The following is a 16,745-nucleotide window of genomic DNA, read 5'->3' on the forward strand; positions in this document are numbered from 1 at the left end:
CAATTCAATTGGAAAGGTTAGTGCTGCCCTCATCCGCCTGCCGGCACCTTCTCCCCGTATAGTGACGGGGAGAAGGGAGCAGAGCGCAAAGTTGGCGGATGTTTGCAAACGCTGAAAATTAGCTAAATCATCGGTGAAGGCGTCCTTCTCCCCGTCGCTATACGGGGAGAAGTGCCCGGCAGGGCGATGAGGGGCGGCGCCAGCCTTGGCTTGAAAAGCAAGTCGGCGCTTCTCAAATCGCCTAGATAAACTGCACCTGGACGATCTCGTAACCCCTTGCGCCGCCTGGCGCGTTGACCTCGATGGCGTCGCCGACTTCCTTGCCGATGAGCGCGCGCGCGATCGGCGAGGAGATCGAGATGCGGCCGGACTTCACGTCGGCTTCCTGGTCGCCGACGATCCGGTAGGTCTTCTTTTCCTCGGTGTCCTCGTCGACCAGCACCACGGTGGCGCCGAACTTGACCTTGTCGCCGCTGAGCTTGCTGACATCGATCACTTCGGCGCGCGCGATATAATCTTCAAGCTCGTTGACCCGGCCCTCATTGAGGCTCTGCGCCTCTTTTGCGGCATGGTATTCGGCATTTTCGGAAAGGTCGCCATGCGAGCGCGCCTCGGAGATCGCCTCGATGATGCGCGGCCGCTCTTCCTGCTGGCGCCAGCGCAGCTCTTCCTTCAATGACGCGAACCCCTCGCCTGTCATCGGGACCTTGTTCATGATGCCTGACCTTTCCTGCTGCCACCCCCGCGTTTCGGGGAAAGCCTTGTCAATGGGTACAAAAAGAAAACGGTCCGAGAGCCTCGGGCTAACGGAACCGTTTCACCGCAATTTCCCTGAATATAGCAATCTTCGCAGGTTTTTCACGCCCAAAAATCGGTTTTGCGAAAATGTTCTCCGGCTTTCACAAATGCCGGTCGCTGCTTTCGCAAATACTGTCGCGGCCGATGCGAACCGGCGATGGCCGGCAACAAAAAATCCGGCCGCGATCGCTCGCGGCCGGATTGAGAAATATTGGGCGCCGAAATCAGCTCCGCATGAAATGGTCGATCTGCTCCGACAGCATACCGTATTCGCGCGAACCCTTGCCGGTCCGCTTTTCGATTTCCATCAACTGCTGCTGGGCACCGGCCAGATCGCCGATCTGCAGATGCGCTTCGCCGAGATATTCGCGCACCAGCGTGTAGTTGGGGTCGATGCGCAGCGCTTCCTCATAATAGCCGAGGCCGACGGTGACGCGGCCGGAATGGCGGTGCGAATAGCCGAGATAGTTGAGGATGCGCGGATCCTGCTTGTTGGCAGCGAGGCTGAGCACGGCGATCGCCTCGTCATAGCGCCCGGCCAGCGCCAGCGAATGCCCGGCATCATAGATGCTGTCATCATCCAGCATGCCTTCCTGGGGTGCGACGCACTTTTTCTTCTTCTTGTCCCAGACCTGGCCCTTCTTGCACTGGGTCACGGTCTGGTCGCTTCCGCCGCTACTGCCGGCGGCGTACACCGGAACGGCAAGGAACTGCAGTGCGACAAGGGCAGTCGCCGCCTGGATCAGCATTCTTTTATGCATCGAAGCCTCCTTGAGGGGTGAGAATGCAACACTAACGCCGGACGCCCTCGGTTTCATCCCGGAAAAAAAGCATATCGGAGAACATCAGGTGACGGATGCTGCAAATCCGCTATCATTCAAGCAAACGACCTGACGGAGACGGAATGTGCAGCGGCGCCTTGAAAAGGATTGGGAGCTTTCGATCGGCCCCGACACCGTGCGCCTGTTCATCCTCAAGGCCAAGGCATTGAGTGCCGCCGTCAATGAAGACTATGCCGGTGGCGCCGAGCATGAGGTCGAACTCGACGGTGAGGCCCATGCCAACCACCATCATGACGGCCTCGCCGAGGAAAGTTCCGAAAACCTCACCGAGGAAGAACTGCGTGAGTTGATCAACGACCTCAATGTCGATGAGGCAGCCGAACTCATCGCCCTCGCCTGGATCGGTCGCGGCGACTACGATGGCACCGAATGGGCGGATGCGCTTGCCGCGGCGCGCGAACGCGCCAACAAGCGCACGGCAAAGTACCTGCTCGGCATGCCGCTGCTTGCCGACTGGCTGGAGGAAGGGCTGGAAGCGATCGGCGCGTAACATCGTGGTTACCGTTCGTGATGGGGCCAAGGCAACCTCCTTGCGTCCGCGCCGTTGACGGCCATGGGGTCGATTGTCTTTTCCCAAACCTGCAGGATTGCACTGGTCGTAGCCATCGCGGCTGTGCTGGTTGCGCCCGCCGACGCCAGACATCGCCATCGGCACCACAAGCCCCAGGTGGAGCAGCCGATGTCGCTGCGGGCCGACCAACCGCTGGAACCGCGGGGCAAGCATCGGCTGAAACGGCGGGGCTCTCAGCACGTCACGCCGGGCCCGACACAGATACAGCAGAAAACGCAGGATCCGCTGGCATCACCAGCCGAGGTTCCGGTGCCGGAGCCACGTCCCCCAGACGCGCAGAAGGCCGACGTTTCAAAGAAGGACGAGCTGAAGACGCAAGCTCCAAAGACCGGCGGAGCGGTTGACCGGCTCAATGAAGAAAAGTCGCATCAAAAAAAGCCGCCCCGCCCCGAACCATCGGCCGATACGGAAAACGAACCGGAGCCGCCTTCCGTGGCGCCGACGCCACCACCAAAGCCTGGGACCGTGGAGCCCGAGGTTGAGCCGCCGGCTGTCGCCCCGCAGCCGCCGCAAAAGCCGGCGGATGCGGGCGACGAGAAAATGCTGCCCGACCCGCGCTCGGCCGATCTCCCCGACGACAAGATGCCCGACGAGGAAGTCTCTTGCCGCGAGCGGCTGAAGACGCTCGGTGTCGAGTTCGAGGAACACAAGGCAGAACGCAATCCCGACATCGGCTGCTCGATCCCCTACCCGATCGTGCTGAAGACAATCGGCAAGTCGATCGCCATCGGCCCCGGCACCGAGCTCAATTGCCCGATGGCCGAAGCTGCGGCACGTTTCGCCGCTGACGTCATCCAGCCGGCGGCGAAAGCCGAATTCGGCGCGGATCTGCAATCGATCGGCCAGGCATCGGCCTTTGTCTGCCGGCCGCGCCACGGCACGAGAAAACTGTCGGAACACGCCTTCGGCAACGCGCTCGACATCGCCAGCTTCACGCTGTCGGACGGCAAGAAGATCGAAGTCGGCCCGGCGCCGCCGGAAAAGGACGCGAAATTCCTCAACGCCGTGCGCAAGGCCGCCTGCGGACCGTTCAAGACCGTGCTCGGACCAGGCGCCGACCCCGACCATGCCTTGCATTTCCATCTTGATCTCGAACCGCGCCGGCATGGTGGCACCTTCTGCCAGTGAGCCTGGTGGGCCGACACTGCATGCCGCAATTCGGCCGCAGGCATGAACACGGGCGCTGAGTTTTCCTTTACCCTTGATCGTTAAAATGCCGGATATCCGTGAATGGGATTTCCGCCAATGGCCGGCAAATTTCGCGTCGTGTTTTCCACCGCCGCGCGCCAATCGAAACGCGCTGCGATGGTCGCCGCCGGCCTTGCCCTCGCGGCGGTTTCGGCCTGCAACACCGGCAGCGTGCTGTCACTTGAACCGGCCGTCGATGTCGGCTCGCAGACCGCTGCCGTGCCGCAATACACGGGCATGCAGAAGCTTGTTCCGTCCAATCCCTATATGACGAGCGCCGCCTATCCGCGCATGGATGAGCCTATGTCGCCGGTCGAGCAGATGCCGGCCAGCGAAACCGACTGCCGCCAGCAGTTGAAGCGCCTCGATGTCGCCTACACCGACCTGGCGCCGATCCATGAAGGTCAGTGCGGCATCGATTATCCGGTCAAGGTCTCGGCCATCGGCAGCATCCAGATGAAGCCTGCCGCCACGCTGACCTGCGACATGGCCGCGACCTTCGCGGGCTGGACGAAGAACGAACTCGTTCCCTCCGCCCGCTGGCGCTATTTCTCCGGCGTCAAGACCATCCACCAGGGTTCCAGTTATTCCTGCCGCAACATTGCCGGCGAAGGTGTGCTGTCGGAGCACGGTAAGGGCAACGCGCTCGACGTGATGAGCATCGAGCTCAACAATGGCGACGACATCGACGTGCGCAAGCCCGGCCTGTTCGCCTTCCGCACCCGCGGTTTCCTCAACAATGTGCGCGCCGACGGCTGCCAGTATTTCACCACCGTGCTTGGCCCCGGCTACAATTACGACCACCGCAACCACTTCCACTTCGACATCAAGAACCGCAGGAACGGTTATCGCGCCTGCCGCTAGAGTGTCGGACAACAGCATGTCGACACCCTTTGCCGGCGAAACACGACATCGCATAGAGTGATGCCGGAACGTTCGGGCGACGGTGATGAGCCAGCGAAGTTTTCAGCGACGCATTGCAATCTGGATGACGGCCTTCCTGGCCGCCTATCTGGCGCTCGCCTATTTCGCCGCGCCGGAATTCTGGACATTCCGGGATCGCGGCTTTCGCACCCAGCGTTTCGAGATGGTGACGCACACGCCGCAAGGCATTCCGGGTGATCCAATCAATGTCGGCCTTGTCGGCACCAAGAAGGAAGTGGTCCATGCCTTCGCCGTCACCGGCTGGGACACTGCCGATGCCGTGACCTTGACGACCGCGATCGAGATCGGTGAAAGCGTGCTCTTCGACCATCCCTATCCCGATGCGCCGGTCAGCCGGCTGTTGTTCGACGGCCGCGCCCAGGATCTTGCGTTCGAAAAGCCGGTGGGCGCAAGCGCCGACAGGCGCCATCATGTCCGCCTCTGGCAGACAGGCGCGAGCGGCGATGACGGCCGGCCGCTGTGGCTTGGCTCGGCCAGCTTCGATCGCGGCGTGGGGCTGAGCCACGATACCGGCGCCATCACCCATCACATCGGCCCCGACATCGATGCCGAACGCAATTTCCTGATGCGCGATCTGGCCACCGCCGGCACGCTGATCTCGACCAGAGACATGGCGGGCATCGGCGCCACCAGCAGCGGGCGCAATGGCGGCGGCGATCCCTATTTTACCGACGGCGAGGCCGTTGTCGGCGTGTTGAAGCAACTGCCGTGAGATCATGTGTTCTGAGACCAGATGGTCCGGGATCGACCTGAAAATTGGCCGTGACCCCGATGCCGCGGACGACATCGGTTGAGAGCTGCCACTGTCATTTTCTAAAAATCTTGGCGGACTATTTTCGAAAGCCGCGCCGCAATGCTATTGACCGCTCATGCTATACGTCGAAATCGCTATCGTGGTCGTCCTCATCTGTGTGAACGGCCTTTTGTCTATGTCCGAGCTCGCCATCGTCTCGTCGCGTCCGGCCAGGCTCAAGGCGATGATCGACCGCGGCGTCAACGGCGCCGGCCGGGCTCTTGAGCTTGGCTCCAATCCCGGCAAGTTCCTGTCCTCGGTGCAGATCGGCATCACTTTGGTCGGCGTTCTCTCTGGCGCGTTTTCCGGCGCCACGCTGGGCGACCGGCTGGCCACCTTCCTGGCCTCGACCGGCATGCGCGAAAACGTCGCCGATCCGGTCGGCGTCGGCATCGTCGTCGCCATTATCACCTATTTCTCGCTCATCGTTGGCGAGCTGGTGCCCAAGCAGATCGCCTTGCGCGATCCCGAGCGCGTGGCCGCGCGGGCGGCCCCGGCAATGACCATCCTCGCCACCGTCTCGGCTCCTCTGGTCTTCCTGCTCGACATTTCCGGCCGCGCCATATTGTGGTTGCTCGGCCAGCGCGGCGAAAGTGAGGAGAAGGTCACCGACGAGGAGATCAAGATGCTGGTCGCCGAGGCCGAGCATCACGGCACCATCGAATCCGACGAGCGGCGCATGATTGCAGGTGTCATGCGGCTTGGCGACCGCGCAGTTCGCGCCGTGATGACGCCGCGCACCGAGGTCGACTGGATCAATCTGCAGTCCGACGAGAGCACCATCCGCAAGCTTTTGATGGAGACCCAGCATTCGCGCCTGCCGGCGGGCGACGGTGGCGTCGACGTCATGGTCGGCGTGGTCCAGACGCGTGACGTGCTTGCCGCGCTGCTTGCCGGCCATGTGCTCGACCCGCGCAGGCATGTGCGCGCCGCTCCCATCGTCTATGACCAGGCCGACGCGTTGGACGTGTTGCAGAAGCTCAAGGAATCCGACGTGCCGATGGCGCTGGTGCATGACGAATACGGCCACTTCGAAGGCATCGTCACCCCGGCCGACATTCTCGAAGCCATCACCGGCGTCTTCCGGGCGGATATCGATGCCGGCGACGAGGAAAACGCGGTCAAGCGCGAGGACGGCTCATGGCTGCTCGCCGGCTACATGCAGGCCGACGAAATGGCCGAGATTCTGGGCTTCGACCTGCCGGAAAACCGCGACTACGAGACCGTCGCCGGCTACGTGCTGGCGCACATGCACCATCTGCCGGCGACCGGCGAATGCGTCGACGCGCAGGGCTGGCGCTTCGAGGTGGTCGATCTCGACGGCCGCCGCATCGACAAGCTGATCGCCACCCGCCTGCCCGGCTCGCACCGAGAAGCCGTGCGCTAACGAATGGCCTTCCGGCTCCCTGTCTGATTCGTTCGATCGTCGCTTTGATCCCGCCTCAATGTGCGTCCGGAGGCGGCGCCTTAGGTGTGACGTTGCGCAGGAACGGTACGAGAGCCGTCGCGATGACGAACGCGATCATGATCACCAGGAACGCATCCGCGTAAGCCATCGTGGATGCCTCGCGATAAGCCAGCTGCCACAGCTGTTTCAGCGAAGCAGTGTGACCGTCGGCCACTGCGCCCGGGATCTGGCCATAGCGCTGCGCGACGCCGTCGACCAGGCGCATGGCCGCCTCATTCTGCGGCGTCAGGTGCGATGCGATCATCAGGAAATGGAAGTTGGTGCGGTCGTTCAGGATGGCGCCGCAAACGGCGATGCCGACCGCGCCGCCGAGATTGCGCATCGTGTTGAACAGGCCACTGGCATATTTCAGCCGTTCGGGCGGCAGGCTGCCGAGGCCGAGATTGACGCTCGGCGCGACCGCGAAGACCTGCGGGAAGCCACGAAAGATTTGCGGCAGAAGCAGCTGCGCGGCGCCCCATTCGCTGGTGATCGCGCTGAAGCTCCACATCGACGCGCCGAAGGAGGCAAGCCCGAACATCATCAGCCAGCGCGTGTCGAAGCGCTTGGCGAGAAAGATGTAGACGGGGACGCCGACCATCGAAGCGACACCGGTGGAAAAGACCGCCAGCCCGGTCTGCAGGGCGTCGTAGCCGCGCACGTAACCGAGAAACAGCGGCGTCAGGAAGATCGTGGCGAAGATGCCGACGCCGGTGATGAACGAGAGAAAACAGCCAATCGCGAAATTGCGGTTGCCGAAGGCGCGGAAATCGACCACCGGCTGCGAATAGGTGAGGCTACGGACGACGAACAGTACTCCGGTGACCCCGGCGAGGATGGCGCCATTGCGGATTGTCGCATCATCGAACCAGTTCCAGCGCGAACCCTCCTCAAGAACATATTCAAGTGTGCCCAGGCTGACCGCCATCAGGACGATGCCGATGTAGTCGGCGCCCTTCAAAAGGGACGGATCGGGTTCGTCGATCTTGACCAGGACGGCGACGAGGATCGTGATGATGGTGCCGGGAATGACGTTGACATAGAAAAGCCAATGCCAGCTCAGCGTATCGGTGATCCAGCCGCCGATGACGGGGCCGAGCGTCGGCGCGATCGAAGCGATGCTGCCAACAACCGCGGCCGCATAGACCCGCCTCGGACCCTGGAAATAGTGGAACGACGAGGTGAAGACCGTCGGGATCATCGACGCGCCGAGCAGCCCCTGCAGCGCGCGGAAAGCGATCATGCTTTCGATGTTCCAGGCCAATCCGCAAAGCATGCTTGCCAGGGTAAAGCCAGCGGCCGAGATGGTGAAAAGCCACCGGGTCGAGAACACGCGCGTGAGCCAGCCCGACAGCGGGATCACGATGATTTCCGCCACCAGGTAGGATGTCTGCACCCAGCCGATCTGATCCTGGGCAGCCGACAGGCCGCCGCCGATATCCTGGAGCGAGGACGCGACGATCTGGATGTCGAGAAGTGCTATGAACATCCCCACGCACATCACCATGAACGGCAGGATGCTCGCGAAGAAGGACTGCGGGACGGCACGCTCTGACATGGCGTTCTCAGTGCGACGCGGTGTCGACCGTCACGGCGGTCGACAGACCCGGCCTGAGCGCAACTTTCTGCGCCTGGTCCTGGTCGATCGTGATCCTGACGGGAACACGCTGGACGATCTTGGTGAAATTGCCGGTCGCGTTCTGCGGCGGGATCACGCTGAAGATGGCCCCGGTTGCGGGCCCCAGGCTGGTGACATGTCCTTTGAGCGGCTCGTCGGGTGCAATGTCGGTATAGACCGTCGCCGGCTGCCCGTCGGCCATGTGGCGCAGCTGATCTTCCTTGAAATTGGCGTCGACCCACAGCCCCGATGCCGGAACGATCGTCAGGAGATAGCTGCCGGGTGAAACATAGGTGCCGACCTGCGCCAGCCTGTTGCCGATGATCCCATCGATGGGCGAGCGGATTTCGGTGAAGCCGAGATCGAGCTGCGCGGTGTCGACATCGGCCTTGGCTGCCGCGACCGCGGCGGTTGCTTCCGAGATCTGGGTGTTGAGGACGTCGAGCTGTTGCTTCGCCGCCGCAAGTCCCGCACGGGAGGCGGCGACCGAGGCCTTGGCCTGGCCATCGGCGGCAAAGCTTCTCTCGGCGTCCTGCTGGGAACCGGCCCTGGTGCTGGCCAGCACCTCATAGCGCTTCGCGTCCTGAGCGGTGAAAACGGCGGCCGCGCTCTTGGCCTCGAGATCGGCCTCGGCCTGCTCGATCACCGAATTCTGCAGCGAGATTTGGGCATGAAGGTTGTCGAGAGCCGACTGCTGCTGCTGGACCGATGCCTGCGCATGCTCCAGCGCCGCCTTGAAGGACCGGTCGTCGATGCGGATCACGAGCTGACCCGCCTCGACATGCTGGTTGTCCTCGACAAGGATCTGGTCGATATGACCGGCGACCCGTGGCGCCAGCGGCGTGACGTTGCCGCCGACATAGGCGTCATCGGTCGAGACGAGAAAGCGGCCGGCCTGCCACCACTGGACGCCGTACCAGCCGGCGACGCCGATCACGACAAGGCCTGCCAACATCAGCAGCGGCCTGCGACGCTTCCTGGCGGGCATGGGAGTGGCGGCAACGGAAATGGCAGGCGTGAGATTTTGGGCGACCGATGGCTGCAATTCGGCCGGCGAAAGAACCTTGTTCATCTGCCGCGCCCCTCGTCCTGGCTGTGCTGAAGCAACGCGTTGTCGACCAGCGGAAGGCCTGAGCCTTCGCTGCTGAAGCGATATCGCCGCCGCATGCGATCGGTGGCCTTGGGTGCCGTTGCCATGGCGAAGTCCTCGCTGTCGAGTTCCTTGCCGGTCTGGCGATCGACCAGCACCGGCTCGGCCCAGCGCCCGTCAGCCTTGTCCACAACGACGAGGCTGGGGCCCTCGGGCGCCAGATGCTTGTTGCCCCAAGCGAGCAAGGAAAGCAGGACCGGGCGGAAATCGCGCGCCTTGGAGGTCAGCACATATTCATGGCGAAGCGGCCGTTCGCAGTAGACGCGCTTCTCAAACAGGCCGCGCTCGACCAGGCTGTTCAGCCGCCGCGTCAGAATGTTGGGCGCAATCTCCAGGCTCTTCTGAAACTGGTCGAAGCGCGTCAGGCCCTGGAACGCATCCCGCAGCAGCAGAATGCTCCACCACTCGCCCACATCGTCGAGGCTGCGCGCGATGGGGCATGGGCGGGTTTCGAAGCTTGTTTTGGCAACCATTGTCGCTGGTCTCTTTCAAAATGAAAGTGACTCATAGCCTAGTGGATTGCATTATGCAAGTGACTTGTGAGGATCGAGGGCTGGAACCCGGTTTTCAACGGAGATCGGCTAAAACACCAAGACGTCGATTCCGCCCATCGGATGGACGGCAGCGCCGTGCACTACGCTGTGGATACGGATCGCGACGACGTCACGTCAAAATGATAGGGTCATGTGCTCGACCAAAGGCCTTGGCCTCGGCATGCTCACCGGCCCGCGTCACATCCCGGCGGTAGCCTGAATGGCCGCGGCGGGCCGGCCCCATGCCGGCCCGCGTGCGTTTCATCGACAAGCTCCTCGCCACCCGCCTGCCAAGCCGCGCTGATAATTGTCGAGAAGCGCTGACATCCATGAAACCTTTTGATTTTTAAGCCGTTGTCGGCCTATGTCCGGGGTCAAATCCAAGCCGAAATCTGTCAACGGTGCCAAACCACGCGGAGCTGAAAAGTCGCGCCAGGAAAAGGCATCGACTGTCGAAGCCGCGCCCGAGGCCGACGGGCATGCGGCGCCCGAGGTCGACGGGCATGCCGCGCCCGAGGTCAACGGCCAGGCCGCGCCGCCGCCCGATGTCATCGAACCCGATCCGGAACTGACGCCAGAAAAGGCCGAGCAGGCGCGCAAGAGATATCTGTTGAAGCGCTTCTGGATCAGTGCGCGCGGTTACTGGGGCCGCGGCGGCGACAGGCTCGCCTGGCCGTTCACGATCGGGCTGTTGATCCTGATATGCGTGAACGTCGGCTTCCAGTATGGGATCAATCGCTGGAACCGGGCGATTTTCGACGCCCTTGAGCAACGCGACGCCCACACCGTGTACTTCCTGAGCGTCGTTTTCGTGCCGCTGGTGCTCGGAAGCGGAAGCCTTGTCGTTACGCAAGTCTTCCTTCGCATGACGATTCAGCGCCGCTGGCGTTCCTGGCTCACCACCGCGGTCATCGCGCGCTGGCTCGCGAACGGCCGCTACTATCAGTTGAACCTCGTCGGCGGCGACCACCAGAACCCCGAAGCCCGCGTTTCGGAGGATTTGCGGATTGCCACCGAATCCCCGGTCGACTTCACCGCCGGTGTCATCAACGCGTTTCTGTCGGCCTCGACCTTCATCGTGGTGCTGTGGACGATCGGCGGAGCCCTGAGCTTCACAGTCTCGGGTTCGACCATCACGGTTCCCGGCTTCCTCGTCATCACGGCGATCATCTATGCCGCGATCACGTCCACTTCGATGGCGGTGATTGGCCGCCATTTCGTCCACCTCTCCGAGGAAAAGAACCAGGCGGAAGCCGAATTCCGCTACACGCTGACGCGCGTGCGCGAGAACGGCGAGAGTATCGCGTTGCTCGGCGGCGAGGAGGAGGAGCGCAGCGGCATCGACAAGAGGTTCGCGCATGTGCTCAGGCAATGGGCGCTCCTCACAGGCCAGCACATGCGCACCGCACTGGTGTCGCAGGGGTCGAGCCTGTTTGCGCCGGTCGTGCCGATTCTGCTTTGTGCTCCAAAGTTTCTCGAAGGCAACATGACACTTGGACAGGTCATGCAGGCTGCCTCCGCCTTTGCCATCGTGCAGGGCGCATTCGGATGGCTGGTCGACAACTACCCGCGTCTCGCCGACTGGAACGCCTCGGCAAGGCGCATCGCCTCGCTGATGATGTCGCTCGATGGGCTCGAGCGAGCCGAGCAGAGCGACGCCCTGGGACGCATCCAGCGTGGCGAAACCGAAGACGGCGCGATGCTCAGCATCGACAATCTCTCCGTGACGCTCGACGACGGCACGTCCGTGGTCAAGGAAACCAAGGTCGTGATCGAACCGGGCGAGCGGGTGCTGGTCGCCGGCGAATCTGGCTCAGGCAAGAGCACGCTGGTGCGGGCCGTCGCGGGTCTCTGGCCATGGGGTGGCGGCAGCGTCAATTTCCACGCCGACAGGCGGCTGTTCATGTTGCCGCAACGACCCTACATCCCCTCAGGCACGCTTCGCCGCGCAGTCGCCTATCCCGCCGCCGCCGACAACTGGACGATCAAAGAGATCAAGGCTGCGCTTGATAGGGTGGGCCTCGCCTACCTCGCCGACAGGATCGAGGACGACGCGCCATGGGACCAGACCTTGTCGGGTGGCGAAAAGCAGCGGCTCGCCTTCGCGCGTCTCCTGCTGCACAGCCCCGACATCATCGTGCTGGATGAAGCAACCGCGGCGCTCGATGAGAAGAGCCAGGGCAAGATGATGGAGGTGCTCATCCAAGAATTGCCGAAGGTCACCATCATAAGCGTTGCGCATCGTGCCGAACTGGAGGCCTTCCATAGCCGCAAGATCACGCTGGAGCGGCGCGAGGGCGGTGCAAAGCTTGTCAGCGATATCGATCTTGTCCCACGCAAGGGCAGACGCAACTTGATCGGGCGCGCCTTGTGGGGCTCCGGTGGGCTCCGATCGAAGGGCAGCGTGACTTCAAGTAAGGCGACGCAGTCCCAGACTAAAATTTGAAGTCCGCCCGGTCTGAAGGCGATTAATCGACAAACAATATCAGGGCATCAGCACCACCTTCCCCGTCGAGCGGCGCTCGTCGAGCAAGCGGTGCGCTTCGCCAGCCTGGTCGAGCGGGAAGCGGCCGCCGATCGCAACCTGGAGCCGACCGCCTGCCGCCAGTTGGAACAGTTCGGACAGGCTGGCTTTCAGTACGTCCGTGGACAGCAGCGGCAGCAGCGCGAAACCTCTCAAAGACTGGTTGCGGCCGATCATCGCTTCCAGGTCGGAAGCCGCAAGCGTGTAGCGGCCAAGTGCGGCGAACACCAGTTCGCCGCCGGGTGCCAGAGCCTGCAGCAACGCAGCCGTCAGTGGGCCGCCGACCGTGTCGTAGATGATATCGGCGCCCTGCCCGTCGGTGACGTCACCGAGGTGAGCGGGCCACTCCGGCTTGAGATAGTCGACGGCGGCATCGGCGCCGAGCGACAAAGCGAGATCGAGCTTGGCCTTGCCGCCGGCGGCCGCGATCACCTTGCGTGCGCCCTTTAGCCTGGCCAGTTGGACAAGCAGCGAACCGACGCCACCCGATGCGGCCGGCACCAGCACAGACTTGCCGCCGGGCGGGCTTTGCCGCAGCAGGTGAAGGGCCGTCAGCCCCTGTACCATCAACGCTGTGGCATCCTCGAACGACAGGGCATCCGGCAGCCGCACGACGAGATCGGCGTCGATCGTCACCTCCTCGGCATAGCCGCTGTGAGGATGCTTTGAAACGAACAAAGGCGCGGCGACACGGGCTCCCAGCAGCGACGCATCCGCCCCGTGTCCAACAGCCTCGACGAAGCCCGCGGCCTCGACCCCAAGGATCATCGGCAGTTGCGGCGTCACCGCGTAGCCATCCCTGCGCATCAGCACCTCGAAGAAATTTATCCCGGCGGCATGGACGCGGATCAGCACCTCGCCGGCCTGCGGCACTGGCGACGGCAGGTCGACCGCCTCCAGTACGTCGGGACCGCCGAAGCGGCTGAGTTGAATGGCTTTCATGGCAAACTCCGATCGCTATGGCATCGGCCACGGTTTGCCACTATCTGCGCAGCCTCGACTACACACTCATTTGTCCCCTGCTGACCAGGAGGTGACCATGGCCAATCCAGGCAAGAGACTGCCCATCAAGCGATTGCCGATGCTGCCGGCGGAACGCGCCCTGAAAGTGATCGCCGGGCGCTGGAAGGCGGTCATCCTCTACCATCTCTTCGACGGCCCGCGACGACTGTCGGTGCTGAAAGCGATGATGCCCGGCATCACCCAGAAGGTTCTGATCCAGCAGCTGCGCGAAATGGAGGAGCACGGCCTCGTCAGCCGCGAGATCTTTGCCGAAGTCCCCTCGCGCGTCGAATACTCCGCGACAAGTCTCGGCCTCAGCCTCGAGCCGATCCTGCTTGCGCTTTGCCAATGGGGCCAGCACCACGCCGACGAACTCAACGAAATGCATCGCCTCGCCGATTGCATCATCCGCCCAAGGCCGGCGCGGGAGACGCACGCCTCCCACAATTGAAAAAGGGCGGCGCTAGCGCCGCCCCGGATCCTTGGGAGGATAATTCGAACCGGCGGTCAGGCCGCCTTGACTTCCTCGGCGACGGCGTCGGCCTGACGTGCTGCCTTCAGCACCTTGGCCCACCACGAGACGTCGTTGACCAGCGCCGTGGCGGCCTGGTTCAGGTGCTCGAGCTCTTCGAGCTTCTTCTCGCCCTGGCGGACGGCGAGGAAGTCGCCCCAGGCGATATGGACGGCCGACTTGACCGGCGCCATCTGCAATTCGACCGCATGAAGGCGCAGTTGCTCGACGGCGCGGGAGCCGCCGACGCTGCCATAGCCGACGAAGCCGGCCGGCTTCTTGTTCCATTCGTTGGCAGCGTAGTCGATGGCGTTCTTCAGCACGGCCGTCGGACCATGATTGTATTCGGCGGCGGTGAAGATGAAGCCGTCGAATTCGGCGACCTTCTTCTGCCAGCGCTTCGCCACTTCATTCTGGGACGGTGCCCAGGCGGAGGATGCGACCTCGTCGAAGAACGGCAGTGGGAAGTCGCGCAGGTCGACGATCTCGACGTCGATATCGGCATGCGATTTGGCGATCTTGGCAATCCACTGGGTTGGTACGTCGGCGAAACGGGCGGCGCGCGTCGAACCGACAACGATGGCGATCTTAGGTTTTGACATGGGGCTCTTCCTTGCAAGTAAAGCTGGTATCGTTTGGATACCGGCGCTATATGAGATACTGTCAACTCGCGGCGCAAGGAGGCACCTTTTTGTTACTGAGGAACCCGCTCAACACCGAAGATTGCCGCGCCGTTTCGGAAATCCTGCAGCGCGTCGGCGATAAATGGACCGTTCTGGTGGTCGGCAAGCTCGGCCAAGGACCGTTGCGATTCAATGAGTTACGCGCTGCTGTCGGCGGCATCTCGCAGAAGATGCTGACCACCACCTTGCGCGGATTGGAGCGTGACGGCTTCGTCACCCGCACGGTGTTCCCGACCATACCGCCGCGCGTCGATTATGAGCTGACCGAACTCGGCCATGAGTTGCTGATCCCCGTCAGCGCACTCGGTGAATGGGCCCGTGTCAACACCACGCGCGTGCGGGCAGCACGTGAGAAATTCGACGCGACGCATGCCTGAAGCCTTTGTATTGGAATGGTTTTTGCCGATGGCTGCGCTAGCGACATCGCATTCCGTCGGCGGCTGTTGACCCGGTTTCGGGTCTGGCTTTCAGACGAACGCCGTCAGCGGACAAGGACAAAGCCGCGGCGGCACCTGCCAGCGCGGCGTTCAGCAATCGTTGACTGATTGTCTTCGTTCATCAACAGACCGTGCGCGGCCCGTTTCGCATCTGCCGCGTGTTCACCCCGGCATGGCTGTGCGCCGAAGCCCCCGGTCAGGCTTCCGCCGGAACCGCCTTTGGCTTGCCCTCGCCATCCAGCGCCACCATGACGAAATCGGCATGGGTGACCTTCTCCATCAGGTCTGAGAGATAGCGCTGCGCCCAGGCCTCGACCTTGAGCGTCATCGAGGTGCGGCCGACACGCTCGACATGGGTGTAGATGCACAGCGTGTCGCCGATCTTCATCGGCTTGGCGAAGGACATTTCCTTGACCGCCGCCGTCACCACGCGGCCCTTGGCGCGCTCGGCCGCACGGATGCCGCAGGCAAGATCCATCTGCGCCATCACCCAGCCGCCGAAGATGTCGCCGGCCGCATTGGCGTCCGAAGGCATGGCCAGCGTGCGCAGCGTCAGATCGCCGAGCGGCCGTCCTTCAGCGTAGTGCACCATGGGGGAAATCCTTCGAGGTCAATGCCCTCGATCCCGTAGCGTCATGGCGCAGAGAGGTCAACGCGCCACCCACCGAAGTCTCGGTTGGCCGCTAGAAGTAACGCGCGAGGTTCGAGCGAATGCGGTCCAGGACGCTATGCCCAGACAGGTCGGGAGAGAATTCCCTGCCGGTGATTGCCTCGTAAGCCTGTGCATAGACCCGGGATGCCTGTTCGACAATCTCGTCGGGTATGTCAGGTATCGGTTGGCTGTAAGGATCGCATCGCGCAGAGACCCACGACCGGATGAAATCCTTGTCGAAACTCTCCGGCCGGCTGCCGCTGGCGAGGGCTTCCTCATAGCTCTTGGCGATCCAGTACCGGCTGCTGTCCGGCGTGTGGATTTCGTCGGCAAGGATTATGGTCCCGTTCCTGTCGGTGCCGAATTCGTACTTCGTATCGGCGAGGATGAGGCCGCGTTCGGCGGCGCGCTGCTGTCCACGGGCGAACAGCCGCAAGGCATAGCCCGACACGGTATCCCACTGCGCCTGGGTGAGAAGGCCCTGGTCAAGGATCTCGGCCTTGGACAGCGGCTCGTCATGGCCACCGTGCTGGGCTTTGCTGGTCGGCGTGATGATTGGCTCGGCCAGTTTTTCATTGTCGCGCAGGCCGTTCGGCAGGGTCATTCCATACATGTCCCGGTCACCGCGCCGGTACCTTGTCAGGATCGAGGTGCTGGTGGTTCCCGCCAGATAGCCGCGCACGACGATCTCGACCGGCAGGATGTCCAGCCTTGTGCCGACGACAACGTTCGGGTCGGGATATTCGAGAACATGGTTCGCGCAGATATCGGCGGTTTCCTCGAACCAGTACCGCGCCGTCTGGGTGAGGATCTCCCCCTTGAACGGGATCGAGGTCAGGATGGTGTCGAAGGCACTGAGACGGTCGGTGGCGATGATGATGCGCCTGCCGTCCGGCAGGTCGTAGTTTTCGCGGACCTTGCCGCTGTAGTGGCCCGGCAATTCGGCAATGAAAGCATCAGGCAAGGTTCGCATATGATTCCTGCCTTCCGCAGATTGGCTGATATCATCGCATAAGCTGTCGACCCCATGCATATCAAGCGCGATTGTCGG

At 62.8% G+C, this 16,745-nt stretch carries 17 protein-coding genes; 8 read left to right on the forward strand and 9 right to left on the reverse strand.

The genetic code is table 11. The features are described from left to right. Positions 1-241 precede the first annotated feature (241 nt). Both greA and AC1DYW_RS26530 read right to left on the reverse strand, forming a co-directional pair. Complete coding sequence (gene greA, locus AC1DYW_RS26525; protein ID WP_095090920.1) at positions 242-715, reverse strand: transcription elongation factor GreA; 474 nt, start codon at positions 713-715, stop codon at positions 242-244. A 307-nt stretch (positions 716-1,022) separates the two neighbouring features. Then, positions 1,023-1,559 carry a tetratricopeptide repeat protein gene (locus tag AC1DYW_RS26530; RefSeq protein WP_095090919.1) on the reverse strand — a complete coding sequence of 179 codons (537 nt, stop codon included), beginning with the start codon at positions 1,557-1,559 and terminating at the stop codon, positions 1,023-1,025. Positions 1,560-1,704: 145 nt separating this feature from the next. On the opposite strand from AC1DYW_RS26530, the gene AC1DYW_RS26535 reads away from it, so the two are divergent. The 5 genes from AC1DYW_RS26535 (at position 1,705) to AC1DYW_RS26555 (ending at position 6,524) form a co-directional block, all read left to right on the forward strand. Beyond that, entirely contained in the window at positions 1,705-2,130 is a 426-nt protein-coding gene (locus AC1DYW_RS26535) for a DUF3775 domain-containing protein (protein WP_184874603.1), read from the forward strand. Positions 2,131-2,307: 177 nt separating this feature from the next. Continuing rightward, entirely contained in the window at positions 2,308-3,339 is a 1,032-nt protein-coding gene (locus AC1DYW_RS26540; protein ID WP_477228328.1) for an extensin-like domain-containing protein, read from the forward strand. A gap of 117 nt (positions 3,340-3,456) precedes the next feature. Next, positions 3,457-4,263, forward strand: coding sequence for an extensin-like domain-containing protein (locus tag AC1DYW_RS26545; RefSeq protein WP_477228166.1), 807 nt, complete (start codon positions 3,457-3,459; stop codon positions 4,261-4,263). An 85-nt stretch (positions 4,264-4,348) separates the two neighbouring features. Continuing rightward, positions 4,349-5,056, forward strand: a complete 708-nt coding sequence (locus tag AC1DYW_RS26550; RefSeq protein ID WP_477228167.1) for an LssY C-terminal domain-containing protein — start codon at positions 4,349-4,351, stop codon at positions 5,054-5,056. Between the two features lie 157 nt (positions 5,057-5,213). After that, on the forward strand, positions 5,214-6,524 hold the full coding sequence (locus AC1DYW_RS26555) for a hemolysin family protein (RefSeq protein ID WP_477228168.1): 1,311 nt from the start codon (positions 5,214-5,216) through the stop codon (positions 6,522-6,524). Positions 6,525-6,579: 55 nt separating this feature from the next. Here the strand turns inward: AC1DYW_RS26555 and AC1DYW_RS26560 are convergent, their stop codons facing one another. Genes AC1DYW_RS26560 through AC1DYW_RS26570 form a run of 3 tightly spaced genes read right to left on the reverse strand, consistent with a single transcriptional unit; the run spans position 6,580 to position 9,825 of the window. Further along, on the reverse strand, positions 6,580-8,142 hold the full coding sequence (locus AC1DYW_RS26560; protein WP_477228169.1) for a DHA2 family efflux MFS transporter permease subunit: 1,563 nt from the start codon (positions 8,140-8,142) through the stop codon (positions 6,580-6,582). 7 nt (positions 8,143-8,149) lie between these two features. After that, positions 8,150-9,274: an HlyD family secretion protein gene (locus AC1DYW_RS26565; RefSeq protein ID WP_477228170.1), complete on the reverse strand. Its 1,125-nt coding sequence runs from the start codon at positions 9,272-9,274 to the stop codon at positions 8,150-8,152. Beyond that, on the reverse strand, positions 9,271-9,825 hold the full coding sequence (locus AC1DYW_RS26570) for a winged helix-turn-helix transcriptional regulator (protein ID WP_095090912.1): 555 nt from the start codon (positions 9,823-9,825) through the stop codon (positions 9,271-9,273). Before AC1DYW_RS26570 ends, AC1DYW_RS26565 begins: the two co-directional genes overlap by 4 nt. A 424-nt stretch (positions 9,826-10,249) precedes the next feature. On the opposite strand from AC1DYW_RS26570, the gene AC1DYW_RS26575 reads away from it, so the two are divergent. Beyond that, entirely contained in the window at positions 10,250-12,331 is a 2,082-nt protein-coding gene (locus AC1DYW_RS26575) for an ABC transporter ATP-binding protein/permease (protein ID WP_477228171.1), read from the forward strand. Between the two features lie 39 nt (positions 12,332-12,370). On the opposite strand, the gene AC1DYW_RS26580 is transcribed toward AC1DYW_RS26575, so the two are convergent. Continuing rightward, positions 12,371-13,351, reverse strand: a complete 981-nt coding sequence (locus AC1DYW_RS26580) for a quinone oxidoreductase family protein (RefSeq protein ID WP_477228172.1) — start codon at positions 13,349-13,351, stop codon at positions 12,371-12,373. On the opposite strand from AC1DYW_RS26580, the gene AC1DYW_RS26585 reads away from it, so the two are divergent. Continuing rightward, a complete protein-coding gene (locus AC1DYW_RS26585) occupies positions 13,350-13,862 on the forward strand; it encodes a winged helix-turn-helix transcriptional regulator (RefSeq protein ID WP_477228173.1) in 513 nt (170 codons plus the stop codon). The two genes, AC1DYW_RS26580 and AC1DYW_RS26585, sit on opposite strands and share 2 nt — an antisense overlap. Positions 13,863-13,918: 56 nt before the next feature. Here the strand turns inward: AC1DYW_RS26585 and AC1DYW_RS26590 are convergent, their stop codons facing one another. Further along, positions 13,919-14,524, reverse strand: a complete 606-nt coding sequence (locus AC1DYW_RS26590) for an NADPH-dependent FMN reductase (protein ID WP_477228174.1) — start codon at positions 14,522-14,524, stop codon at positions 13,919-13,921. Positions 14,525-14,613: 89 nt separating this feature from the next. Between AC1DYW_RS26590 and AC1DYW_RS26595 the strand changes: the two genes are divergently transcribed. After that, positions 14,614-14,982: a winged helix-turn-helix transcriptional regulator gene (locus AC1DYW_RS26595; RefSeq protein ID WP_167392347.1), complete on the forward strand. Its 369-nt coding sequence runs from the start codon at positions 14,614-14,616 to the stop codon at positions 14,980-14,982. 256 nt (positions 14,983-15,238) lie between these two features. Here the strand turns inward: AC1DYW_RS26595 and AC1DYW_RS26600 are convergent, their stop codons facing one another. Then, a complete protein-coding gene (locus AC1DYW_RS26600; RefSeq protein ID WP_095090906.1) occupies positions 15,239-15,634 on the reverse strand; it encodes an acyl-CoA thioesterase in 396 nt (131 codons plus the stop codon). A gap of 91 nt (positions 15,635-15,725) precedes the next feature. After that, a complete protein-coding gene (locus AC1DYW_RS26605) occupies positions 15,726-16,667 on the reverse strand; it encodes a phosphoribosylaminoimidazolesuccinocarboxamide synthase (RefSeq protein WP_477228175.1) in 942 nt (313 codons plus the stop codon). Positions 16,668-16,745: the final 78 nt, after the last annotated feature.

The organism is Mesorhizobium sp. P2_D5, assembly GCF_056404355.1.

Coding starts and splice junctions, on each gene's coding strand:
- greA (WP_095090920.1), bottom strand. CDS start 715: ATGAACAAGGTCCCGATGACAGGCGAGGGGTTCGCGTCATTGAAGGAA.
- AC1DYW_RS26530 (WP_095090919.1), bottom strand. CDS start 1,559: ATGCATAAAAGAATGCTGATCCAGGCGGCGACTGCCCTTGTCGCACTG.
- AC1DYW_RS26545 (WP_477228166.1), top strand. CDS start 3,457: ATGGCCGGCAAATTTCGCGTCGTGTTTTCCACCGCCGCGCGCCAATCG.
- AC1DYW_RS26550 (WP_477228167.1), top strand. CDS start 4,349: ATGAGCCAGCGAAGTTTTCAGCGACGCATTGCAATCTGGATGACGGCC.
- AC1DYW_RS26555 (WP_477228168.1), top strand. CDS start 5,214: ATGCTATACGTCGAAATCGCTATCGTGGTCGTCCTCATCTGTGTGAAC.
- AC1DYW_RS26560 (WP_477228169.1), bottom strand. CDS start 8,142: ATGTCAGAGCGTGCCGTCCCGCAGTCCTTCTTCGCGAGCATCCTGCCG.
- AC1DYW_RS26565 (WP_477228170.1), bottom strand. CDS start 9,274: ATGAACAAGGTTCTTTCGCCGGCCGAATTGCAGCCATCGGTCGCCCAA.
- AC1DYW_RS26570 (WP_095090912.1), bottom strand. CDS start 9,825: ATGGTTGCCAAAACAAGCTTCGAAACCCGCCCATGCCCCATCGCGCGC.
- AC1DYW_RS26575 (WP_477228171.1), top strand. CDS start 10,250: ATGTCCGGGGTCAAATCCAAGCCGAAATCTGTCAACGGTGCCAAACCA.
- AC1DYW_RS26585 (WP_477228173.1), top strand. CDS start 13,350: ATGGCAAACTCCGATCGCTATGGCATCGGCCACGGTTTGCCACTATCT.
- AC1DYW_RS26580 (WP_477228172.1), bottom strand. CDS start 13,351: ATGAAAGCCATTCAACTCAGCCGCTTCGGCGGTCCCGACGTACTGGAG.
- AC1DYW_RS26590 (WP_477228174.1), bottom strand. CDS start 14,524: ATGTCAAAACCTAAGATCGCCATCGTTGTCGGTTCGACGCGCGCCGCC.
- AC1DYW_RS26600 (WP_095090906.1), bottom strand. CDS start 15,634: ATGGTGCACTACGCTGAAGGACGGCCGCTCGGCGATCTGACGCTGCGC.
- AC1DYW_RS26605 (WP_477228175.1), bottom strand. CDS start 16,667: ATGCGAACCTTGCCTGATGCTTTCATTGCCGAATTGCCGGGCCACTAC.